15 protein-coding genes and 1 pseudogene are annotated in these 23,405 nt (G+C 72.8%); 2 read left to right on the top strand and 14 right to left on the bottom strand.

The annotated features are described in order from the left end of the window. The 10 genes and pseudogenes from ACGF07_RS20915 to ACGF07_RS20870 all read right to left on the bottom strand — a co-directional run. Window positions 1-447 (bottom strand): annotated as a pseudogene (locus ACGF07_RS20915) (hypothetical protein); the annotation flags it as partial. Window positions 448-722: 275 nt separating this feature from the next. Further along, window positions 723-2,450 carry a thiamine pyrophosphate-dependent enzyme gene (locus ACGF07_RS20910; RefSeq protein ID WP_350746658.1) on the bottom strand — a complete coding sequence of 576 codons (1,728 nt, stop codon included), beginning with the start codon at window positions 2,448-2,450 and terminating at the stop codon, window positions 723-725. A 28-nt stretch (window positions 2,451-2,478) separates the two neighbouring features. Further along, on the bottom strand, window positions 2,479-4,050 hold the full coding sequence (locus ACGF07_RS20905) for an FMN-binding glutamate synthase family protein (protein ID WP_392900977.1): 1,572 nt from the start codon (window positions 4,048-4,050) through the stop codon (window positions 2,479-2,481). 211 nt (window positions 4,051-4,261) lie between these two features. Next, entirely contained in the window at window positions 4,262-8,845 is a 4,584-nt protein-coding gene (locus tag ACGF07_RS20900; RefSeq protein ID WP_392900965.1) for a HAMP domain-containing protein, read from the bottom strand. Between the two features lie 241 nt (window positions 8,846-9,086). After that, window positions 9,087-9,416 (bottom strand): STAS domain-containing protein, encoded by a 330-nt coding sequence (locus tag ACGF07_RS20895; RefSeq protein WP_392900962.1) that lies wholly within the window; start codon window positions 9,414-9,416, stop codon window positions 9,087-9,089. 2 nt (window positions 9,417-9,418) lie between these two features. Further along, entirely contained in the window at window positions 9,419-10,792 is a 1,374-nt protein-coding gene (locus ACGF07_RS20890) for a PP2C family protein-serine/threonine phosphatase (RefSeq protein ID WP_392900959.1), read from the bottom strand. Continuing rightward, on the bottom strand, window positions 10,792-11,595 hold the full coding sequence (locus ACGF07_RS20885) for an alpha/beta fold hydrolase (RefSeq protein ID WP_392900956.1): 804 nt from the start codon (window positions 11,593-11,595) through the stop codon (window positions 10,792-10,794). The genes ACGF07_RS20890 and ACGF07_RS20885 overlap by 1 nt, the downstream gene beginning before the upstream one ends. A 241-nt stretch (window positions 11,596-11,836) precedes the next feature. Continuing rightward, the gene (locus tag ACGF07_RS20880; protein ID WP_392900953.1) at window positions 11,837-12,976 is read right to left on the bottom strand and encodes an epoxide hydrolase family protein; all 1,140 of its coding nucleotides are present in this window, start codon (window positions 12,974-12,976) and stop codon (window positions 11,837-11,839) included. Window positions 12,977-13,042: 66 nt separating this feature from the next. Next, window positions 13,043-14,494 carry an MFS transporter gene (locus tag ACGF07_RS20875; RefSeq protein ID WP_392900950.1) on the bottom strand — a complete coding sequence of 484 codons (1,452 nt, stop codon included), beginning with the start codon at window positions 14,492-14,494 and terminating at the stop codon, window positions 13,043-13,045. After that, entirely contained in the window at window positions 14,491-15,186 is a 696-nt protein-coding gene (locus tag ACGF07_RS20870; RefSeq protein ID WP_392900947.1) for an SGNH/GDSL hydrolase family protein, read from the bottom strand. The genes ACGF07_RS20875 and ACGF07_RS20870 overlap by 4 nt, the downstream gene beginning before the upstream one ends. 54 nt (window positions 15,187-15,240) lie before the next feature. On the opposite strand from ACGF07_RS20870, the gene ACGF07_RS20865 reads away from it, so the two are divergent. Next, window positions 15,241-15,867 (top strand): TetR/AcrR family transcriptional regulator, encoded by a 627-nt coding sequence (locus tag ACGF07_RS20865; RefSeq protein WP_392900944.1) that lies wholly within the window; start codon window positions 15,241-15,243, stop codon window positions 15,865-15,867. Between the two features lie 148 nt (window positions 15,868-16,015). Here ACGF07_RS20865 and ACGF07_RS20860 read toward each other — a convergent pair whose 3' ends face one another. From ACGF07_RS20860 to ACGF07_RS20850, 3 genes are all read right to left on the bottom strand, one after another. After that, window positions 16,016-18,910, bottom strand: a complete 2,895-nt coding sequence (locus ACGF07_RS20860) for a molybdopterin-dependent oxidoreductase (RefSeq protein WP_392900941.1) — start codon at window positions 18,908-18,910, stop codon at window positions 16,016-16,018. Further along, window positions 18,907-19,731 (bottom strand): FAD binding domain-containing protein, encoded by an 825-nt coding sequence (locus ACGF07_RS20855; RefSeq protein WP_392900974.1) that lies wholly within the window; start codon window positions 19,729-19,731, stop codon window positions 18,907-18,909. Before ACGF07_RS20855 ends, ACGF07_RS20860 begins: the two co-directional genes overlap by 4 nt. A 139-nt stretch (window positions 19,732-19,870) precedes the next feature. Continuing rightward, complete coding sequence (locus tag ACGF07_RS20850; RefSeq protein ID WP_392900938.1) at window positions 19,871-21,637, bottom strand: serine/threonine-protein kinase; 1,767 nt, start codon at window positions 21,635-21,637, stop codon at window positions 19,871-19,873. Window positions 21,638-21,820: 183 nt separating this feature from the next. Between ACGF07_RS20850 and ACGF07_RS20845 the strand changes: the two genes are divergently transcribed. Further along, complete coding sequence (locus tag ACGF07_RS20845) at window positions 21,821-22,903, top strand: serine/threonine-protein kinase (protein WP_392900935.1); 1,083 nt, start codon at window positions 21,821-21,823, stop codon at window positions 22,901-22,903. A 34-nt stretch (window positions 22,904-22,937) separates the two neighbouring features. Here the strand turns inward: ACGF07_RS20845 and ACGF07_RS20840 are convergent, their stop codons facing one another. Continuing rightward, on the bottom strand, window positions 22,938-23,291 hold the full coding sequence (locus ACGF07_RS20840) for a hypothetical protein (protein ID WP_392900933.1): 354 nt from the start codon (window positions 23,289-23,291) through the stop codon (window positions 22,938-22,940). Window positions 23,292-23,405: the final 114 nt, after the last annotated feature.

Raw genomic sequence — 23,405 nt, 5'->3', positions numbered from 1 at the left:
CGCGTAGTTCTGGTTGGCGGTGTTGCTGATGGTGTACGCGACACCGGTACCCGCACACGTACTGCTGCTGTACGAACTCGTGATCACCCAACCGGCCGGGATCGGCGACATCGAACACACCGTCGCGTAGCTCTGGTTGGCGGTGTTGCTGATCGTGTACGCCACACCCGTACCCGCACACGTACTGCTGCTGTACGAACTCGTGATCACCCAACCGGTCGGAATGGGCGACATCGAACACACCGTCGCGTAGCTCTGCGTGCTCACATCGGCGATGGTGTACGCGACGCCGGTGCCGGCGCAGGTGCTGCTGCGGTACGAGCTGGTGATGACCCAGCCGGGCGGGATGGGGGAATTGGAGCAGATGGTCGCGCTCGCGGTGAGCTGCTGGGGGGCCGCCTGCGCCTGCGCGGTTGCGGCGGTCATCACCCCCAGGAGCATGAGCACGACAGTCAGCAGATGAGGTATGCGGTCCCGTACGGTCTTCAATGCCTGCCTCGGATCTTCTCGACGCTCTACGACACTTGGCGTGGGTGAAGTGAACGATTGGCACACTGTTCCTTCACCCTTGGCCGAGATGGTGTCAGAGTTGGTCCGGGGCCACCAGTGCCCCGGGTCTCGGCGTCTCGAAGTCCGCACCCGCGGATCACCCACCTCGGGGCGGGGGCCGGCGCCGTGGCCGTCCACGCGACGCCCGGGCGCGGGCCGGCGCGGACGGCGTGTCAGTCACCGTGGCTCCGAAGGGTTTCCTTGACCTTGGCGATCGCGAAGCCCCACCCCTGCTGGACGGTCGGCTTGCCCGGCACCGCCAGTTCCCGGGGATTGGTCAGCACGTCGAGCAGCACCGGCCCCGGCGTCGCGAAGGCCCGGCGGACACCGTCCTCGAGCTCGGACGGGTCGGTGACCCGGATGCCGGTCAGTCCGAGCGCGGTGGCGACCGCGGCGAAGTCCGGGTTGTCCAACTCCGTACCGAACTCCGGGAGTCCCGCCTGCTCCTGTTCCAGCTTGACCATGCCGAGGCGCCGGTTGTCGAACACCACGAGCTTCACCGGCAGCCGGTACGTCCTGATCGTCATCAGGTCGCCGAGCAGCATGCTCAGGCCGCCGTCGCCGCAGAACGCCACCACCTGCCGGTCGGGGGCCCACAGTTGGGCACCGAGCGCCTGGGGCATCGCGTTGGCCATCGAGCCCAGGTTGTACGACCCCAGCAGCCGCCGGCGGCCGCGCATGGTCACGAAGCGGGACAGCCAGACCGTGGCCATGCCGGTGTCGGAGGTGAAGATCGCGTCGTCGCTCGCGCAGGCGTCCACCGCGGCGGCGAGCGCCTCCGGGCGCACGTCGTGGTCGCGGTTGTCCAGGGCGCTGCGCAGCCGGCCGAGCAACCGGTGGTCGTGGTGGGGGTCGGCGAGGCGCTGCTGACCGGAGGTCCACTCCTCGAAGCTCTTGCGGGCGGCTTCCAGGTGTGACCGCTCCGTGGCGGGTTCGAGGTGCGGCAGGAGCGCGCGCAGGGTGGCCGCGGTGTCACCCGCGAGTCCGACGTCGACGGGCATCCGGCGGCCGAGGTGGCGTTCGAGGAGGTCGATCTGGACGACCTTGCAGTCGGTGGGGTACCAGTCGCGGTACGGGAAGTCCGTGCCGAGCATGACGAGGGTGTCGCAGTCGTCCAGGGCCTGGACGGCGGCGGGGTTGCCGATCAGGCCGGTCTGCCCGACCTGGTAGGGGTTGTCCTCCTCGAACCCCTCCTTGGCCTTGAGGGTGAGGACCATCGGCGCGGACAGGCGCTCGGCGAGTGCGAGCACCTCCTCTCGGGCGTCCCGGGCGCCCCGGCCGACCAGCAGGGTCACCCGGTCGGCGGCGTTGATGAGGTCGGCGGCCTCCCGGATGCCGGCGTCGTCGGCGCGGGTGACGGGGCGGGTCCGCGGGAAGCGGGCGGGGCGGTCGTCCGTGAGTTCCCGGTCGCCGAGGTCACCGGGGACCGTCAGGACCGCCACGCCGCGTTCGCTGATCGCCGAGCGGACGGCGGCCTCCAGCATCCTGGGCAGTTGGTCCGGCGAGGTGACGGTCGCCCGGAAGACGGCGACGTCCCGGAACAGCAGGTCGTTGTCGACCTCCTGGAAGTAGTCGCTGCCCATCTCGGCCGAGGGGACCTGACCGGCGATTGCCAGCACCGGGGTCCGGCTCTTGGCCGCGTCGTACAGGCCGTTGAGCAGGTGGACCGAGCCGGGGCCGACGGTGCCCATGCACACCCCGAGGGTGCCGGACAGCTGGGACTGGGCGCCCGCGGCGAAGGCGGCCGCCTCCTCGTGGCGGCAGCCCACCCAGTCGAGGCCCTCGGTGGTGCGGATCGCGTCGGTCAGCGGATTCAGCGCGTCGCCGACCACGCCGAAGACATGGCGCACGCCCAGCTCCTTCAGGGCGTCGACGATCACGCGGGCGACGGTACGTGCCACGGTGGTTCCCTTCGTAGTGTTCGTGGTTTCAGACGGTGAACCGGTCGGGGTCGGCCGCGTCCCAGTCGCGCGCCCACGCTTCGGGGGCGTCCTGGAGCAACTGCCCCGGTGCCAGCCAGGAGTGGATGTCCGCGTAGGAGCGGATGGTCTGCGGGTCGAGGCGGCGCTGGAGCATGTGGGGACGCAGTTGCGACGGTTCGCGGACCCCCATGGCGGCCATGATCTGCAGGGCGCTCTTGACGGTGGCCTCCTGGTAGCGCCGCACCCGCTGGGACTTGTCCCCCACGTGCAGGGCGCGCGCCCGGCGCGGGTCCTGGGTGGCCACGCCGACCGGGCAGGTGTTGGTGTGGCAGCGCTGGGCCTGGATGCAGCCGACCGCGAACATCATGGCCCGGGCGGCGTTGGTGTAGTCGGCTCCCTGGATCAGCCGCTTGACCAGGTCGCTGCCGGTGGCCACCTTGCCGCTGGCGCCGATCCGGATCCGCTCGCGCAGACCGCTGCCGACCAGCGCGTTGTGGACCGTCATCAGGCCCTCGGTGAGCGGCAGGCCGACGTGGTCGGCGAACTCCAGCGGGGCGGCGCCGGTCCCGCCCTCCGCGCCGTCGACGACGATGAAGTCCGGTGTCACCCCCTCCTCCAGCATGGCCTTGCAGACCGCGAGGAACTGGCGGCGCGAGCCGACGCAGAGCTTGAACCCGGTCGGCTTGCCCCCCGCCAGCCCGCGCATCCGGCCGATGAAGCGGACCAGCTCGCGCGGGGTGGAGAAGACCCGGTGGTAGGGCGGGGAGACGACGGTCCGGCCCTGCGGGACGCCGCGCACCCGGGCGATCTCCGCATCGACCTTGGAACCGGGCAGCACGCCGCCGATACCGGGCTTGGCGCCCTGGCTCAGCTTCAGCGACACGCACTTGACGTGCGGGTGCGCCGCCTTCTCGGCGAACAGGCCCGGGTCGAAGTCCCCGTCCTCGGTGCGGCAGCCGAAGTAGCCGGTGCCGATCTCCCACACCAGGTCCCCGCCGGGCCGCAGGTGGTACTCGGACAGGCCGCCCTCCCCGGTGTCATGGGCGAAACCGCCCAGCGCGGCACCGGTGTTCAGGGCCAGCACGGCGTTGGCCGACAGCGAGCCGAAGCTCATCGCGGACACGTTGAGCAGCGACATCCCGTACGGCCGGGTGCAGTCCGGACCTCCGACCAGCACCCGCGGCGGGTGCTCGGGCACCGCGACCGGGGCCATCGACGGCACGAGGAACTCGCGCCCGCTCCCGTAGAGGTCCAGCTCCGTGCCGAACGGCTCCTCCGCGTCGGTCCCCTTGGCCCGCTCGTAGACGATGCTGCGGGTGTCGCGGTCGAACGGGCGCCCGTCCACGTTGCGTTCGATGAAGTACTGCTGCAGCTCGGGCCGGATGCCTTCCAGGGCGAACCGCAGGTGGCCCAGGACCGGATAGTTGCGCAACACCGAGTGCCGGGTCTGCAGCAGATCCGCCACCCCCAGCGCCGCCAGCGCCAGCAACGGGACGGCCGCGCACCACCACCACGGCGACACGACGGCGGCCACCACCGTTGCGGCGACCGCTCCACACCCCAGCCAGGCGATCCACAGGAATCTCAACACGGAGCCCGTCTAACCCCGAACGCCGTGCTCAAGCACCCCGGCGACGCGATCCGCGCCACTGCGCCGCACCCGGCGGTGGGAACGGCCGGAGAGCAGGGCGCTGCGCACCGACCCGCCCCCCCGTCGGCGGTGCGCGGCGCGGGGAGGCGGGTCGGCTCGGACGGGTCTACGGGCCCACGGGTCTACGGGCCCACCGGCTCTACGGAGCCAGCTGCCGCTTGATCCGGGCGATCAGGTCGCTCGCGTCCACCGGCTTGGTGACGTAGTCGGAGGCACCGGCGGCCAGGCTCTTCTCGCGGTCCCCGATCATGGCCTTGGCCGTGACGGCGATGATCGGCAGGGCCGCGTGCTCGGGCATGGCGCGGATGGCGGAGGTGGCCGCGTACCCGTCCATCTCGGGCATCATGACGTCCATCAGGATCACGTCGACCTCGCCGTGCTCGGCGAGGGCGTCGAGGGCGGCGCGGCCGTTCTCGGCCTGGAGCACCCGGACGCCGTGGAGTTCGAGGATCCCCGTGAGCGCGTACAGGTTGCGGTCGTCGTCGTCGACGACCAGCACGGTGCGGCCCGCGAGTGAGCCGTCGACGTCCTGGCCGGTGGCCGCCGCCGGTTCCTCGGAGCGCACCAGCGGCAGCACGTCGCCGGGTTGTTCCGCGCTCAGGTGCAGGGCGATGCGCTCGCGCAGTTCGTCCAGGCTGGAGATCAGCTCCAGCGGCTGGCTCGCGGCGTGCGCCTGGAGCGCGCTCTCCTGCTCCGTGCCCAGTCGGCGGTTGTGGTGGGCCAGGACCGGCACCCCGTGCAGCGCCGGGTCCCGGACCATGTCGTCGAGGAATCCGAGCGCGGCGTCCTCGGGCAGGTCCAGTTCCAGGACGACGCAGTGGCAGGGCGTGACGGCGAGCGCGGCGGCCGCCTCGGAGGCACCGACGGTGGTGATGATCTCCACCGGCACCCGCGGTCGGCCGAGGTTCGGCTGACCGGCCAGGTCGGCGACGGCACTCTCCGCGACCAGGGAGAGCAGGCCGCGCGGACGCTCCTCGATCACCAGCAGCCGCTTCGGCTGGACCGCGTCCACCGCGGCCGTGGGGGTGCGGTGCGGTTCGGGCTGCCCGGTGTCGTCGGTGGCCTCCCCGGGCGAGGCGGCCTCCAACGTCGCCCGGGCGCCCTGGGCACTCAGTTCGGCGAAGTCGGGCTGGACGGCGGGCAGGTAGAGCGTGAAGGTGCTGCCCTGGCCCGGCGTGCTCTCGGCGGTGATGACGCCGCCGAGCAGGAAGGCGATCTCCCGGCTGATCGACAGGCCCAGTCCCGTGCCGCCGTACTTGCGGCTGGTCGTCCCGTCGGCCTGCTGGAAGGCGCCGAAGACGGTCTCCAGGTGCTGGGGAGCGATGCCGATGCCGGTGTCCACCACGCGGAAGGCGACGACCGGACCGCCGCGCCTGGCGGCCTCGGGGGCCCGCGACTCCTCGATCACGTCGATGCGCAGCTCGACGCTGCCCTGCTCGGTGAACTTGACGGCGTTGGACAGCAGGTTCCGCAGCACCTGCCGCAGCCGGTACTCGTCGGTGAGCAGTTCGGCCGGGACCGCCGAGGCGGTCCGGACGGTGAACGCCAGGTTCTTCTGGCTGGTCATCGGCCGGAACGTGGCTTCGACGTAGTCCAGCAGCTTGCGCAGCGGGATGCGGTCCGGGTTGATGTCCATCTTGCCGGCCTCGACCTTGGAGAGGTCGAGGATGTCGTTGATGAGCTGGAGCAGGTCGGAGCCGGCGGAGTGGATGATGCCGGCGTACTCGACCTGCTTGGCCGTCAGGTTCCGGGTCGGGTTCTGGGCGAGCAGCTGGGCGAGGATCAGCAGGCTGTTGAGCGGAGTGCGCAGCTCGTGGCTCATGTTGGCCAGGAACTCCGACTTGTACTTCGAGGCGAGCGACAACTGGTGGGCCCGGGCCTCCAGTTCCTGACGGGCCTGCTCGATCTCCAGGTTCTTGGTCTCGATGTCGCGGTTCTGCGCCGCCAGCAGCTCGGCCTTCTCCTCGAGTTCGGCGTTCGAGGACTGCAGCTCCTCCTGGCGCGCCTGCAACTCCTCGGAGCGGGCGCGGAGTTCGGCGGTCAGGCGCTGGGACTCGCCGAGCAGCTCGTCGGTGCGGGCGTTGGCGACGATGGTGTTGACGTTGACGCCGATCGCCTCCCGCAGCTGTTCGAGGAAGTCGCGGTGGACCTGGGTGAAGGAGTGGACGGTGGCGAGCTCGATGACGCCGAGCACCTGCTCCTCGACCACGATGGGCAGCACGACGAGGTCGACCGGCTCGGTGCGTCCCAGGCCGGAGGAGACCGTCACGTAGCCGGCGGGCAGGTCGGAGACGGCGATGGTGCGCTTGCTGCGCGCCGCCTGGCCGACGAAGGACTGGCCGAGCTTGAACCGGCTGCCCACCGCTTCGTCGGGGTGGGCGTAGGAGCTGATCAGGTTGAGGTAGGTCCCCTCGTCCGTCTCCTCGGCGAGGTAGAAGGCCCCGTACTGCGCGGAGACGAGCGGCGTGAGCTCGTCCATGATCAGCTCGGCGACGAGGGCGAGGTTTCGTCGGCCCTGCATCAGACCGGAGATCCGGGCGAGGTTGGACTTCAGCCAGTCCTGCTCCTCGTTGGCCCGGGTGGTCTCGCGCAGCGACTCCACCATGAAGTTGATGTTGTCCTTGAGGTCGGCGACCTCGCCGGAGGCGTCCACGGTGATCGAGCGGGTCAGGTCGCCGGCCGCCACCGCGCTGGCGACCTCGGCGATCGCCCGGACCTGCCGGGTGAGGTTGCCGGCCAGCTCGTTCACGTTCTCGGTGAGCCGCTTCCAGGTGCCGGAGACGCCCTCGACCTCGGCCTGGCCGCCCAGGCGCCCCTCGCTGCCGACCTCCCGGGCGACGCGGGTGACCTCGGCGGCGAAGGAGCTCAGCTGGTCGACCATGGTGTTGATGGTCGTCTTGAGCTCGAGGATCTCCCCGCGCGCGTCCACGTCGATCTTGCGGGTCAGGTCGCCCTTGGCCACCGCGGTGGTGACCTGGGCGATGTTGCGCACCTGGCTGGTCAGGTTGTGCGCCATGAAGTTGACGTTGTCGGTGAGGTCCTTCCACGTCCCGGCGACGTTCGGCACCCGGGCCTGGCCGCCCAGGGTGCCTTCGGTGCCGACCTCGCGGGCGACCCGGGTGACCTCGTCGGCGAAGGCCGAGAGCGTGTCGACCATGGTGTTGATCACACCGGCGAGCGCCGCGACCTCGCCCTTCGCCTCGACGTTGATCTTCTGCGACAGGTCGCCCTTGGCGACCGCCGTGGCGACCTGGGCGATGGACCGCACCTGGCCGGTGAGGTTGGAGGCCATCACGTTGACGTTGTCGGTGAGGTCCTTCCAGGTGCCGGAGACGCCCCGGACGGTGGCCTGGCCGCCGAGGTTTCCCTCGGTGCCGACCTCGCGGGCCACCCTGGTCACCTCGTCCGCGAACGCGCCCAGCTGGTCGACCATCGTGTTGATGGTCTCCTTCAGCTCCAGGATCTCGCCGCGCGCGTCCACCCGGATCTTCTGCGACAGGTCGCCCTTGGCGACCGCCGTGGTCACCTGGGCGATCGAGCGGACCTGAGCGGTCAGGTTGTCGGCCATGACGTTCACGGACTCGGTCAGGTCCCGCCACGTCCCCGAGACGTCCCGCACGTCCGCCTGGCCGCCCAGCCGGCCCTCGGTGCCGACCTCGCGGGCCACCCTGGTCACCTCGCCGGCGAAGGCGGAGAGCTGGTCGACCATCGTGTTGATGGTGTCCTTGAGTTCCAGGATCTCGCCGCGGGCCGTGACGGTGATCTTCTGGGAGAGGTCGCCCTTGGCGACCGCGGTGGCCACCTGGGCGATCGAGCGGACCTGCGCGGTCAGGTTGCCGGCCATGAAGTTGACGGAGTCCGTCAGGTCCCGCCACGTCCCCGAGACGCCCTTGACGTCGGCCTGCCCGCCCAGGATGCCCTCGGTGCCGACCTCGCGCGCCATCCGGGTGACCTCGTCGGCGAAGGCGCTCAGCTGGTCGACCATCGTGTTGACGGTGTTCTTCAGCTCCAGGATCTCGCCGCGGGCGTCGACGGTGATCTTCTGGGAGAGGTCGCCCTTGGCGACCGCCGTGGTGACCTGGGCGATGTTGCGGACCTGGTCGGTCAGGTTGCCGGCCATGAAGTTGACGGAGTCCGTCAGGTCCCGCCAGGTCCCGGCGACCCCGGGCACCTGGGCCTGACCGCCCAGCCGCCCCTCGCTGCCGACCTCGCGCGCCACCCGGGTGACTTCGTCGGCGAAGGCGCTCAGCTGGTCGACCATCGTGTTGACGGTGTTCTTCAGCTCCAGGATCTCGCCGCGCGCGGCGACGTCGATCTTCTGCGACAGGTCGCCCTTGGCCACGGCGGTGGCCACCTGGGCGATGTCGCGGACCTGGCTGGTCAGGTTGCCCGCCATGGCGTTGACCGAGTCGGTCAGGTCCTTCCAGGTCCCCGAGACGCCCGGCACGTCGGCCTGACCGCCCAACTGGCCCTCCGTGCCCACCTCCCGGGCCACCCGGGTCACCTCGGAGGTGAACAGGGCGAGCTGGTCGACCATGCCGTTGAAGACGGTGGCGATCTCGCCCAGCAGGCCGTCGGCGTCGCCGGGCAGCCGGGTGCCGAAGTCGCCGTCGCGAACCGCCGTCAGACCGGCCAGGAGTTGGCGCAGTTCCGGTTCGCCGACCTGGGCGGGGCCGGGGCCCTGCGGACCGCCGACGGTAGTGGACTTCGTCGAGCCAGCCATCGAACGTCGCCTCCGTAGAACGCCGGGGCCCCACGGCCACTGCGTGCCTGCTCAGCCCGGTAGACCTGTTGCTGCCGTTCGGCGGCGCCGCCGGCAGGCGAACGCACCGCCGAGAGGCTACCTCAGCCCGTTCACCGGGCGCGAACCGCCTGCCCCTCCGGGCGGCACGCGCGGTCCGTGCGGTGACATCCGGGGGGTGGGGCGCTACCCTGCCTCGCGCCGCGGGAGGGCAGCGGCGGGGTCACCCCGGGTCCGCGCCGTCGGCGCGGATGGTGAAGACCTGGTCGAGACCGACGAGGGCGAGCACGCGCAGCGTGTTGGCCGGCACGGCGGCCAGGACGATGTCCGCGCCCGAGGCGTGGGCGTGCCGCCGGGCCGCGAGGAGCGCCGTGATGCCGCTGGAATCACAGAACTCCAGGCCGGACAGATCGACGACCAGGCACTGGTGCTCGTGCAGGGCGAGCGTGTCCAGGTGTCGGCGCAGGTCGGGGGCGTGCTCGTAGTCGAGGTCGCCGGCCACGTGCAGGACGGGGCCGATGGACGTGTCGCGGTGGCTGATGGTCAGGCTCATGGTCAGGGATTCGTCGACGGGTCGGTGGACGGGCGGGTGGCGGGGACGCCGAGGGCCAGCAGGGCGGTGTCGTCGTCCAGACCGTCGCCGAAGCCTTTCAGCAGCGCGGTCAGGGCGTCGATCACCGCGTGGGCCCCGGCGGGCGCCCGGTCGGCGGCGAAGGCGAGCAGTGCGTCGTCTCCGAAGAGGCTCTCGCGGGTGGGGCCGGTTCGGGCCTCGGTGAGTCCGTCGGTGTACAGCAGGAGGGTGTCTCCGGGGTCGAGGACGGTCCGGGCGGTGGTGAAGGGCGCTTCGGGCAGGATACCGACCAGCAGCCCGCCGGGGGTCGGCAGGAACCCGGTGCTCCCGTCCGCGCGCAGCACCAGGCTCGGCGGGTGGCCGCCGGAGGCGACCCGCACCTCGACCCGGCCGTCGTCACCGGCGGGTTCCAGGAGACCGAAGACGGCGGTGCAGTAGCGCGGGTCTCCGGCGGCGGCGTAGTGCTCGTGCAGGACGGCGTTCAGGGTGGCCAGGGCGGCCGCGGGCTCGGGATCGTGCAGGGCGGCGGCGCGCAGCGTGTAGCGGGTCAGCGAGGTGAGGGAGGCCGCCTCGGGCCCCTTGCCGCAGACGTCGCCGAGGAAGAAGGCCCACCGGCCGCCGCCGACCGGGAAGAGGTCGTAGAAGTCCCCGCCGAGCCGGTCGGGCGAGGCGGTGTGGTAGTAGACGGCCGCCTCCAGTCCCGGCACGGTCGGCAGCGACGAGGGGACGAGTGACCGCTGGAGGGCGGTGAGGGCCTCGGCCAGCCGCTGCCGGTCGGTCTCCGCCTGCCGGAGCGCGGCCTCGGCCTGCGCGCGGGCCCGTTCGGCCTCGACGCGGGCCCGTTCGGCCTCGACGCGGGCCTGTTCGGCCTCGGTGCGGGCCCGTTCGGCCTCCTCGCGCCGGCGCAGCAGTTCGATCTCGTAGGCCCGCCGGTCGGAGGCGTCGGTGACGGTGGTGCGGATCAGCAGCGCCTCCCCGCCGCTCCCGTGCCTGATGACGGAGGACACCAGCACCGGCAGCCGGCCCGCGCCGCCGGTCTTCATCTCCAGGGCGATCCCGTGCACTTCTCCCTGCATCCGCAGCAGCGGGGCGAAGTGCGTCTCGTGGTACAGCTTGCCGCCGACGGTGAGCAGGTCGGTGAAGCGCATCCGGCCCACCACCGCGGAGCGGTCCAGCCCCAGCCAGTCCAGGAGGGTGGTGTTGATCCTGGCGATGGTGCCGTCCATCAGCGTCGACAGGTACCCGCAGGGGGCCCGCTCGTACAGGTCCTCGGCGCTGTCCTCCAGCAGTGCGGTGAACGCGGCGTCGGTGGCCGCGCGGTCGTCCGACGCGCCCGGTTCCTCACCGATCCGGGACATCACCGAAGTCCGGTGAGGAACGCGAGGACGGCTTCGGCCGTGGCCTCGGGTGCGCTCAGCTGCGGGCAGTGACCGGTGGCGTCCAGGGTGACCAGGCGGGAGGAAGGGATCGAGGCGCGCACGTACTCGCCGACCTCCCGGGGTGCGATGGCGTCCTGCGTGCAGTCCAGGACCAGCGTCGGGACGGTGACGCGCTTCAGGTCCTCCCGGCTGTCGGACAGGAACGTGGTCCGGGCGAAGACCCGGGCGATCTCCGGATCCATGGCGCAGAAACTGTTCGTCAGTTCCCTTCCCAGCTCCGGCCGGTCCGGATTTCCCATGATCACGGGGGCCATGGCCGAGGACCAGCCCAGGTAGTTCGACTCCAGGGCGGCCAGGAGCTCCTCGATGTCCTCGGCGCTGAAGCCGCCCCGGTACCCGTCGTCGTCGATGTAGCAGGGCGAGGGGGTCACCATCACCAGCGCGCCGATCCGCTCGGGCACCGACTCGGCCGCCAGCACCCCCACCATCGCGCTCACCGAGTGCCCGACGAACACCGCGTCCCGCAGGTCCAGTGCCTCGCAGACGTCCGCCACGTCTCGCACGTAGCCGTCGAGCAAGGAGTAGCGCTCCTCGCTCCACGCGGCCGCGTCCGATCCGCCGCAGCCGACGTAGTCGAAGAGCACCACCCGGTACCGCTCCGCCAGGGCGGGCACGACCAGGCGCCACATGTTCTGGTCGCAGCCGAACCCGTGCGCCAGTACGACCGCAGGCCCGTCGACCGGTCCGCTGACTGTCACGTTGTTCCTGCGGCGCGTGTCCATGGCGGCCATCCTCCCATCGGCCGCAGGTCCAGCGGTTCCCGGGGTCGGATGTGACCGGGTTCCGGCCGGGGCCGCAGTCCGCCGGGCGGGCGCGTCGGGGGGCTGCGCGCCGCGGCCCGGCCCGACGACGGCGGCGGCCCGGAGGCCGCTCGGGCGTCCGGGCCGCCGCCGGGGGCCGATCTTCGGTGCTCCGGCGGGCCGGCGGCGACCGGGCGTCGAGCGCCTGGTGGCTCCGGGCGCCTCAGCGCTCGCGCAGGCCGCGGAAGAACTGCCGCAGGTCGCCGACCAGCAGGTCCGGTGCGTCGTGGGCGGCCCAGTGGCTGCCGCGGTCGAACTCGTTCCACGACACGATGTTGGCGTGGTCGCGCTCGGCGAACTTGCGGACCGGCCGGAAGTCGTAGGCGAAGCTCGCCAGGGCCGTCGGCGCGGTCGTCGGCTCGGTGGGGTGCTCGGTGTGGCGGTCCTCGTGGTAGAGCCGGGCCGAGGAGGCGCCGGTGTTGGTGAGCCAGTAGACGGTGGCGATGGTCAGCACCGTGTCCGGGTCCACCGCCGTGCCCAGCAGCTGGCCGATCCAGGCGAGTTGGCCTGCGGGCGAGTCGGCGAGCGCGTGCGCCAGGTTCTGCGGCTTGGTGGCCTGGAGTTCGGCGAAGGCCGACATCTCGGCGTTGAAGGACTGCAGGAACTGCAGCAGCCCCAGCTCCTGCTCCGTCAGGCCGTCGAACTCGCCCGGGGTGCCGTCGGGGAAGGAGAAGAGCTGGTTGACGTGGACGCCGATGACATTGTCCGGGTTCTGCCGGCCCTGCTCCGGGGCGATGTGGGCCCCCGCGTCGTTGCCGTGCACGCCGTACCGCTCGTAGCCGAGCCGGCGCATCAGCTCCGCCCAGGCGGCGGCGATGCGGTGCCGGTTCCACCCCGCCTCGCGGGTGGGCCCGGAGAACCCGAACCCGGGGATGTCGGGGATGACGACGTGGAACGCCTCTGCCGGGTCGGCGGGGTCGGTGAGCTCGTCGATCAGGCCGACGTACTCCACGAAGGTGTTCGGCCAGCCGTGGGTGAGGATCAGCGGGGTGGCGTCCTCGTGCGGGGAGCGGACGTGCACGAAGTGGACGTTCTGGCCGTCGATCTCGGTGGTGAACTGCGGGTACTTGTTGAGCCGCGCCTCCTGCTCGCGCCAGTCGTAGGTGGTGCGCCAGCGTTCGACAAGGTCCTTGACGTACGACAGGGGCACGCCGCGCTCCCAGCCGGGTTGCACCGGGCCGGTCGGCGCCGCGTCCGGGTCGACGGGCAGTTCGTCGGTCCAGCGGGTGCGGGCCAGGCGGTCGTGGAGGTCGTCGAGGTCGGCCTGTGGGATGTCGATCCGGAAGGGCTTGATCTCAGTCATGCGGAACAGCCTCTCGTAACGTGTGGTGCGCGTGGTACGGGTTTTGCGGATTCCGGGCGGGATGCGTCAGTCACCGTGTCCTGCGGGCAGGAGGAACACCAGCACCGTCGCGGCGATCGCCGCGACCATGGTTGCGACGGACGCCGTGGCGAGGGCGTGGCCGGCTGCGTGGGCCCGGTCGGCGGCGGGGCTGCCGAGGGCGGCGAAGAACACCGCGCCGATCGCCGCGACGCCGAGCGCGCCGCCGATCTGCTGGGCCGTCGACAGCACGCCGGAGGCGGTGCCCGCGTCCTCGGGTGCGATCCGCGCCAGGACGACGTTCATCGCCGGGGTGATGAGCAGTCCGCCGCCGACGCTCTGCAGCATCAGGGTGGGAATGACCACGGCGGGCTCGAACGGGGCACCGCCGAACAGCACGATCGCCGTGGCGGCGTACCCGACGACCAGGACCACCGCGCCGGCCTCCAGGACGCGCCGGCCGTGCCGGGGCACCAGCCTGCTGGCGATCATGCTGAAGCTGAAGAACATGACCGCCGCCGGGGTGTAGACGAGCCCCGCGCCGAGCGCGGACAGTCCGAGGCCGTCCTGGAGGGAGATCGACAGCACCAGGTAGTAGGAGGTCACGACGGTGTAGACGACGAGGACCAGGGGGATGCCGACCCCGAAGGAGCGGGTCCGGAACAGCGACATCCGCACCAGGGGGTCGCCTCCCCGCGCACCGGTCCGCCGTTCGATCGCCACGAAGGCGGCCAGGGCGAGCCCGCTGCCGGCCAGACACAGCCAGGTCCAGGCCGGCCAGCCCTCCTGCCGGCCCTGGATGAGCGGGAAGGCGAGCAGGAACAGGGCGAGGCTGAGGACGAGGACACCCGGGACGTCGAGCCGGCGGGCGCCGACCGCCCGGGACTCGGGCAGCCGCCGGGCGGCCAGCCAGATCGTCGCCACTCCAATCGGGACGTTGATCCAGAACACCGGCCGCCAGGAGGAGCCGAAGAGGTCGGCGCCGATCAGCAGCCCGCCCACGAGCTGTCCGCTGATCGTGGCGACGCCCATCACGACGCCGAGCACGCCGAAGACGCGGTGGCGGCTCGCGGCGGGGACCAGGACGGTGACGGCGGCGAAGGTCTGGGGCAGCATCACCGCCGCCCCGAGGCCCTGCACCAGGCGGGCGACGATGAGGACGAGCGCGCCCGGTGCCGCCGCGCAGGCCACGGACGCCAGGGTGAACACGGCCATCCCGGTGATGAACATGCGCCGGCGCCCGAACAGGTCCCCCAGCCGGCCCCCGGTGATCAGGAGCACGGCGTACGTGAGTTGGTACCCGGCCAGGATCCACTCCAGCTCCCCGGCGGAGGCGTTGAGTCCGGCCTGGATCGAGGGCCCGGCGACGATGACGATGAACGCGTCCAGGATGGCCATGAAGGCGCCGACCAGGACGACGGACACGGCGGACCAGGGCACGGCGGCGGGCGCCGCACGCTCGGCGGCGGGCAGGTCCGCAGGCGTTTCCGTACGGCTCATGACCGGCTCCCCCGGGCACCGGCCGCACCGGCCGCAGCTGCCAGCGCCTTGACGACCTCGGCGGCCAGGACGGCCTGGCCCGCGGCGGCGAAGTGGATGCCGTCCGCGCTCAGCAGGTCGGGGCGGTCGTTGACCGGGTGGTCCCACATGTCGACCAGAACGGCCCCGAAGACGCGGGACAGCTCCCGGGTGACGGCGTTGAGCGTCCGGATCCTGTGGTCCCAGTCCGGCACGGCCGGGAGGCGGAACGCCCGGCCCAGCGTGAAGACGGTCAGCCGGGCACCGGTGGACGCGGCGACCTCGAAGACGCGCCGCAGGTCGCGTTCGATCCGCGCGTAGTCGGGTTCGGCGCGGAACAGGTCGTTGGCGCCGCACGGCACGTGGACCAGGTCCGGCCGGAACCCGGCGAGCCGTGGGGCCTGGTCCGTCAGCGTCCGGGCGGTCGTCGCACCGACCTCGGCGGTGTTCGCGTAGGCGAGGTCGGGGTGGACCCGGCGCAGGGCGCGGACGACGCGGTCGGCCCAGCCGCCGGAGGCGTAGCCGGGGCGCGGGTCGCCCGTCCCGGCCGAGAGGCTGTCGCCGATGACGGCGAACCGGCGCCAGGGGGCGTCGGCGAGCAGCGCGGCGGCGCGGTCGGGTGGCAGGCAGTAGGGGTCTGAATCCTCGGTCAGGGGTAACGTCGTTCCAGTCACACAGAAACCATACGACCGGTCGTACGTATTGTTCAAGCATGGCAAGATGGCCCCATGAACGACCTTCCGATGGACGAGGCTCCCGAACGCGCCGACCTCCGCCTGGTCCGCGGCGACCGGACCCGCAGGGCGATCAGCCGCCACGCCGTCGACGTGGCCTCCCTGGAAGGGCTGTCCGGGCTGAGCATCGGACGCCTGGCCACCGACCTGGGCCTGAGCAAGAGCGGCGTGCAGACCCTCTTCGGGACGAAGGAGAAACTCCAACTCGCCACCGTCGAAGCCGCCCGGGAGGCCTTCCTGGACGAGGTGGTGCGCCCGGTACCGGCCGACCCCGGCGGCGCCGAGCGGCTGCGCGCCCTGACCGAGCACTGGATCGGCTACGCGAGCGCGCCGCTCTTCCCGGGCGGCTGCTTCTGGGCAGCGAGCCTTCCCGACTTCGACAGCCGCCCCGGGGCGGTCCGCGACGCCCTGGCCCGGCAGCGCAGGGACTGGATGGCCCTGCTCGCCGGTGAGGTGCGCCGCGGTGTCGAGGCCGGGCAGATCAGGGAGATCGACCCCGAGCTCGCCGCGTTCCAGATCGACGCCGCCCTCTCCGCGGCCAACACCGCCCTGCGGCTCGGCGAGGCCGGGGCCGCGGACCTGGCGCGGCGGGCCGTCGACGGCTGGCTGGCCCGGAGCTGAGGCGTCGACCCCGCAGGGCCGGCCCCCGGCCACCGGACACCCCGCCGAGGCCGGTGAATCGGGCCCGCGGCCGGGGGCTCAGGCCCGATGTCGGGGGCTCACGCCCAGGCCGGGTGTCCAGGCCCCGGGCGCAGGCGGTGTCGGGGCGTCAGGCGGCGGTGCCGGAACGCCGGCGGTGCTCGTCGAGGGCCTGCCACACCTTGTCGCGCAGGAACGGCGTCTCGGTGAAGCGGATGCCGGTCGCGTCGCGCAGCGCGTTGGCGAAGGCGGGCGGCACCGGGTTGAACGGGCTCTCCGACATCGACTTCGCGCCGAGCGGCCCTATGGCGTCCGAGGTGTCGGTGAAGTGCACCTCGGTGCGGGGCACGTCCGCGAACGCGGGCAGCCGGTAGCGGCGGAAGGCCGCGGTGGTGACCTCGCCGCGTACGTCGACCAGCACCTGCTCGAACAGCGTGGCGCCGAGAGCCTGGGCGACCCCGCCCTCGACCTGGCCGCGGCACTGCAGCGGGTTCATCACCTTCCCGGCGTCGGCGCCGTGGACGCTGCGCAGGATGCGGATCTCGCCGGTGTCCGGATCGACGGCGATCCGGAACCACTGGGAGTTGAAGGCGATCGAGCGCGGCGAGCCGCCGAAGCGGCCGTCGGCGCTGAGCTCCACTCCCCTGGCGCGGGCGGCTTCGAAGACCTCCTTGAGCGTCACCAGCCGCCCGCCGCCCTCCACCGCGCCGGCGGTGAGCCGCAGCGGACCGCGCGGGGTGCGGGCGTACTCCGCGGTGAAACCGAGGATCCGCTCGGCGAGCGCGGTGGCCGCTCTCAGCACGGCCTTGCCGGCGACGACCGTGCCGGCCGAGCCGAAGGCACCGGTGTCGTGCCGGACGACGTCGGTGTCGGACTGCCGGACGACGACCCGCTCGACCGTGGTGCCGAGGGCCCCGGCGGCGATCTGCTGGTGCACCGTGGTGGTGCCGTTGCCGAACTCCGCGGTGCCCACCGCGATGTCGTAGCTGCCGTCCTCCAGCAGCTTCACGGTGGCGTCGGCGATGTGGCCGCCGGGCGGCCCGCAGGCGATCGCCGCCATGGCGAAGCCCTGGCCCACCAGCCAGCCCTCCGGGGCCTGTTCGGCGCTGGTGTCGTCGGCGAGGGCGTTGCGCACGACGCCCAGGCACTGGTCCAGGCCGTAGCTGGCGATCCGCAGGTCCTCCTCCTCGCCGAGCGGGCCCTGCATGTGCTCGCCAGGTCCGATGACGTTCCGCTCGCGCAGCACGAGCGGGTCGATCCCGAGGCGCCGGGCGAGCTCGTCCATCGCCGACTCCAGGGCGAAGGTGACCTGGCCGAGGCCGTAACCGCGGAAGGCCCCGGCGGGCACGGCGTTGGTGTAGACGGAGTAGGCGTCGACCTTCTTGTGCGGCGCCCGGTAGACGCCCATCGACTCGCCGATACTGTGGAACATCACCGCCGGTCCGTGGTTGCCGTACGCCCCGGTGTCGGCGACGACCCGGAACTGGACGGCCGTCAGCGTCCCGTCGCGCTTGGCTCCGAGCTTGACGGTGATCCGGAACGGGTGGCGGGTGGTGGCCCCGCAGAACTGCTCGGCCCGGGTGAACTCCAGCTTCACCGGCCGGTGCAGCCGCAGCGCCGCGAGCACCGCGATGTCCTCGGTGAGCATCTCCTGCTTGCCGCCGAAGCCGCCGCCGACCCGGCCCGCCACCACCCGCACCCTCTCCATCGGCAGGTCGTAGAGGTCGCACAGCGCCCTGCGGGTGAGGAACGGCACCTGGGTGGAGGTGCGGACCACGAGCCTGCGCCCGGCCGGCAGTCCGGTGGCCCCGGAGCCGTCCTCGGGCCCGGACCCGGCGCCGGAACCAGCACCGGAACCGGACCCCGGCCCGGCACCCGACCCCGGCTCGGCACCCGGCCCGGGCTCCGCCCCGGCGGCCGCTCCGGCTCCGGCCGCGGTCTCCTCGAAGTAGACGACGCAGCCGTGGGTCTCCAGACTGGCGTGCTGCACCCGCTGGGTGCGGAAGGTCTCCTGGTAGACGACGTCCGCCTCGGCGAACCCCTGCGCGACGTCGCCGAGTTCGCCGTGCGCCTCACCGCAGATGTTGTTCTCCGCCCGGGCGATCCGCGACTCCGGGCCCTTCGGGTGGATCACCGGGGCGCCCGGGGCCATCGCCTCCTCCGGGTCGAGGACGTACGGGAGTTCCTCGTACTCGACGACGATCCGCCGGCAGCCCTCCTCGGCGGCGCCCTCGCTCTCGGCGACCACGGCGGCGACCCGCTGGCCGACGAAGCGGACCACGTCGTCCAGCACCCGGGTGTCGTCCGGGTCCTCGGTGGGGTGCTCGTGCCGGGCCGAGGAGTACAGCTTGCCCGGGGCGTCCTCGTGGGTGAACACGGCGACCACCCCGGGCACCCGCAGGGCCGCCGAGGTGTCGACGGCGACGATCCGCGCGTGCGGGTGCGGGGAGCGCAGCAGCTTCATGTGCAGCAGTCCCTCGACGTCGAGGTCGAAGGTGTAGCGGGCGGTGCCGGTCACCACCTGCGGCCCGGCGGGCGCCCCGACGCTGCGGCCCACGGCCTGTCCGGCGCACGGCGATTCGGTGTGCTTGACGCCCCGGATCGCGTCCTCGATCGCCCGGTAGCCGGTGCAGCGGCACAGGTTGCCCTTCAACGCCCTGGGCAGATCGGCGCGTTCGAATGCGTCGAAGGCCGCGGCGGAGGTGGTCATCAGCATGCCGGCCGTGCAGAAGCCGCACTGGAAGCCCTGGGCGTCCAGGAACCGCTGCTGCATCGGGTGGAGTTCGCCGTCCCGGGCCAGCCCCTCCACCGTGGTGACCGAGCGGCCCTCGGCGCGCAGGGCCGGGTAGAGGCAGCTGTGGACCGGATCGCCGTCCACCTGGACGGTGCAGGCGCCGCAGTCGCCCGCGTCGCAGCCCTTCTTCACCCCGAACCAGCCCCGCTCGCGCAGGTAGGTGCGCAGGCACTGCCCGGGCCTCGGTTCGGCGTCGAAGTCCTCGCCGTTGACGTTGATCCTGAAGCTCATCGCCCGGCCTCGCCGAGCAGCTCGCGGCGGATCTCCTCGGCGAACCGGTGCGTCATGTGCCGGCGCCACGCGGGGAGTCCGTGGATGTCGTCGAAGTACTCCTCGGGCCGGACGCCGTGGGTGACCGCCTCGCGCACCGCGTCCGCGTTCGGCGGCACCGCGAAGCGCAGTTGGATCGGCCGGACGGTCGAGGCCGTGATCGTCAGCGCCAGCTCGCCGTCGATCGGGTCCCGGGTGCCGATCAGCAGGGCGCCGGAGCGGCCGAGCCCGTAGAGCGAGGCCTGCCGGAAGGCCGTGCGGCACGCCAGCGCCCGGGCGGGCAGGGTGACCGAGCGCAGCAGCTCGCCCGGCCGCAGGACCTGGACGCCGGCGCCGGTCACGAAGTCCTTCACCGGCACCCGGCGAGCCGCGCCGCTCTGCGACAGCAGGGTGCACACACCGTCCAGCGCGGCGGTCAGCGAGATCATCGGCCCGGCCGGCAGCCCGTTGCACAGGTTGCCGCCGACGGTGGCCATGTTCCAGATCTTCCAGGACGCCAGGAACGCCCGGCAGCACTGCTCGAACAGCGGCGCGGCCGGCAGGTCCGCCTCCCGGGCGAAGCGGGAGAGCTGGGCGATCGTGCAGGTCGCCGCGATCTCCAGGTCCCCCGCCGCGGTCGTCCGCACCGGCTCCCAGCCCATCCGGCTCAGGTCGACCAGCCGGCGCAGGTGCGGCTGCGGCTCGGAGAACAGGTACGTCCCGCCGCCGAGCCAGGCGTCCCCCGGCCGCCAGGTGTCGCGACGCCGCGCGTCACGCAGCTCCACCACCGTGTTCAGGTCCACGTCCAACCACCGTCCTCGACCGTTCAGTGCGGCCATTGAAGCAACGGCCGCACACCCGAACGAGTAGGCTCGGACACCAGTCCGGGTGATCCGGACTGGATGATCGACCAGACGGCTCGGCCGCCCACGGGCAGCGGCGCTACGGGGCCGGCTTCCAGAGCGTGAGCAGGACGCTGTACGCCGGAGGATCGTACGGCGCCCCGGTCGGCTTCACGTCGGTGATCTTGAGCATCGCGAGGTTGCCCTTGTCGGTGACGGTGCAGAGCACGTCGCCCTTCTTCAGGGCCTTCTGGTCGATCAGCGCCGTGTTGCTGAGCTCCGCGGGCAGCGGGGCGGTGTCCACCGACTGACGGCACTGCTCCGGCGACGTCCCCGGGCTCTTGGCCATGGCGGTGCGGAAGTGCATCCACTGGAGGAGGTAGGAGAACTCGGCGTCGTGGTCGCTGACGTCGCCGTTCGGCACGACCTTGGGCACGTCCAGGTCGACGGTGATGATCGCGCCGGTCACCGGCGGCCCGATCAGCAGCGGGCGGTCGGTGAAGGCCGGCTCGAAGCCGCGCTTGGGAGTCGCGGTGGCGGACGCCGTGACCGGCGGGGCGTCAGCGGGCTGCCTGCTGGGGGTGAGGGAGGGGGTCGCGGTCGCGCTCGCGGGGGCGGGCGGGTTCGCCACCGGCGCGCCGGTGGCCGCGGAGGTTCCGGCCTTGTCGTCGCCGGACACGAGCCAGGCCGTGGCAGCGGCCACCACCGCCAGGGCGGCCACGAGGGCGACGGCCAGCGGCGCCCGTCGACGCGGCGGCCGGGCCGCCACCGTGGGCGCCCGCGGCGGCGCCGCCGGGGGCGGGGGTGCGGTGTGGGTGGGCGCACTGTGCACGCCGCCGCCCGGGTGGGCCGACACCCGGGTGGGCACGTAGGTGGGCGCGCCGGCTCCGGACCCGGCCGCCGGTGCGGGCTCCGTTGCTGGTGCGGGCTCCGCTGCCAGCAGGCGCGCCGCCTCCCGCTCGCGCTCGGCGACGGCCGCGGCGAGCGGGGCCGGAAGCCAGCCCTCGCCCGGCTGCGGGGCGCGGCCCGAGGCGCGCTCGCACAGCTCCGCCAGCTCGGTCGGGGACGGCCGGGCCGCCGGATCGGCGGCGAGCATGCGCTCCAGCAGGGGCCGCAACTCCTCCGGATACCCCGTCAGGTCCGGCGGCCGCAGCTCGGTGTTGGCGATCTGGGTGGCCACCGTCAGCATGCCGCCCGAGCCGTACGGGTGCCGGCCGGTGGCCGCGACGGCGGCGATCAGCCCGAGCGAGAACACGTCGGCGGCCGGCGTGATCTCGGCCCCCGTTCCGTGCTCGGGCGACATGAACTGCGGGGTGCCGATGAAGCCACCGCTCCGGGTGAGCTGGGTGGCCTCGGCGGCGCGCGCGATCCCGAAGTCGATCACCCACGGGCCGTTCGCGCCGAGCAGGATGTTGGACGGCTTGAGGTCCCGGTGGACGACCCCGGCGGCGTGCACGGACGCCAGCCCGCGGGCCACGCAGCCGACCAGCTGCAGCGCCACGGGCACCGGCAGCGGGCCGTACGCCGCCAGCGCCTCGTCCAGCGGCAGCCCCGGCACGTACGCGCTCGCCAGCCACGGCCGGGCCCCGCTCACGTCGTGGTCCAGCACCGGCACCAGGTGGTAGCCCCGGACCTGCTGCGCCGCACGCACCTCCTGCTGGAACCGGCGCAGGAACTCCGCGTCCCCCGCGAACTCCCGGCGGATCACCTTCAGGGCCACCGGCTGGTTCCCCCGCGTCCGCGACAGGTACACCGACCCCATGCCGCCCTCGCCGATCCTCGCGAGCAGCCGGTACCCGGCGATCTCCTGCGGTTCGTCCGTTCCGAGCGCACTCAGCGCAGCACTGTTCCCACTGATGGGACCCACCCCCGATCACGATGAAGATCAACAATAACCGCCGGTCGCAGCGAGTCGGGAATCGAGGCCCCGCACGGCCCGGACGCGGACGCCGCGCGCCGGGTGATGTTCCGTCAGAGGCCCATCGGAGGAAGAGAGTCGGAGCGACAGGAAGCCTGGCGGTACCCGTCGACCGCCCCCTAAGGTGTCCGCATGGAGCCGATCGTCCTGGTCCTGATCTACGCGGTTTTCATCGTTGCCGTGGTGCTCCGGGGCGTCTCCAGACGGAACGAACGACGCCGACAGTCCCCCGACTCCGCCCCGGCGTCGAGCACACCGCCTGCACCGACCGCACCGGCCGCGCCCGTCGCTCCTGCCCCACCGGTCGCTCCTGCCGCGCTGGCCCCGACCGTCGCCCACCACCCGATGCGCCACGGAGAGGCGCGGACGATCGGCGGCTACCACCTGCTCGGCCGGATCGGCTCCGGCGGGATGGGCACGGTGTACCTGGCCCGGCGGGAGGGCGCGGCGACACAGGTGGCGCTGAAGACCATCAACCCGGAACTCCTCGACGAAGCCGAGCTGTTGCGCCGCTTCGAGCGTGAGGCGGAGGTCCTGGGCATGGTCCCCGGCGCCTACACCGCCCGGGTGCTCGACGGCGGGGTGGACCACGGACGGCCGTACCTGGTGATGGAGCTGTTGGACGGCAGGCCCCTGGACGCCCACCTTCGCGAGCACGGCCCGATCCGCTCCCCCGAGGCGCTACGCGCCCTGGCCCTCGCGCTGGCCGTGGCCCTGTCCGGGGTGCACCGGCTCGGCCTGATCCACCGGGACCTCAAGCCGGCCAACATCATGCTGACCACGGCGGGCCCCCGTCTGCTCGACTTCGGCATCGCCGCCCTGGTGGACGGCACCAGGCTCACGGCGGTCGGCGGTGGGCCCGGCACCCTGACCTACATGGCGCCCGAGCAGTTCGGCGACGAGCGGGTCGGCACGGCCGCGGACGTCTGGGCCTGGGCCTGCTGCGTGGTCTGCGCGGCACACGGCGCCAGCCCGTTCGCGGCGACCAGCACCGCCGCGGTGATCCGGCGGATCGTCGACACCGGCCCGGAGCCCGCCGCCCTCGCCGCCGTCCTGGACCCGGCCCTGGCCGCCGTCGTCGTGGGCGCGCTCTCCCCCGACCCGGCGGGCCGCCCCTCGGACGGCGCGGCCCTGCTGGAGGCGCTGACCGCCCGTCCGTCCCCGGGCGGCGTGCGGGAAGAGATCACCCGGGGCTGGCGCACCCTGGCCCTCTGACCGGGGAACGGGACCGGCACCGCCCCGCGCCGCGCTACCGGCGGCGGACCATGGCCTGCGGCAGGCGGCCGTCGTTCCAGTAGCCGTCCAGGACGGTCAGCAGGGCCTCGGGATCGCGCATCAGCTCGGGCACCCGGTCGCCGTACGCGTCCGCCAGCGGGTCGCGGTCGACGGTGCGGCGCTCCGCGGACGTGAAGGACGAGGAGTAGGCGTGGCAGGCGGGGCACCACAGGTAGTTGATCATCGACGGGGTGTCGCGGCCGGGCTTCTCCCGGTGGTAGGAGCGCAGGCCGAGGTGGCCGCAGACCGGGCAGGTGCGCTCCGTCACCGGCCGGTCCAGCTGGGCGCGCAGCGCCTCGCGGTCGGTCTCGTCGTAGCGGCGGGCCATGGGGTGGGTGACCTTTCTGGTGCAGTGCGGGAAAGCTGTGCGGGAAAGCTGTGCGGGAAAGCGGCGGGCGGGGGGGGGGGGGGGGGGGGCCCCCCCCCCCCCCCCCCCCCCCCC

The organism is Kitasatospora sp. NPDC048194, assembly GCF_043202455.1.
Lineage (GTDB): Bacteria > Actinomycetota > Actinomycetes > Streptomycetales > Streptomycetaceae > Kitasatospora.
The sequence above is the reverse complement of the archived record's forward strand: the minus strand, read 5'-3'. Positions and strand labels throughout refer to the sequence as shown.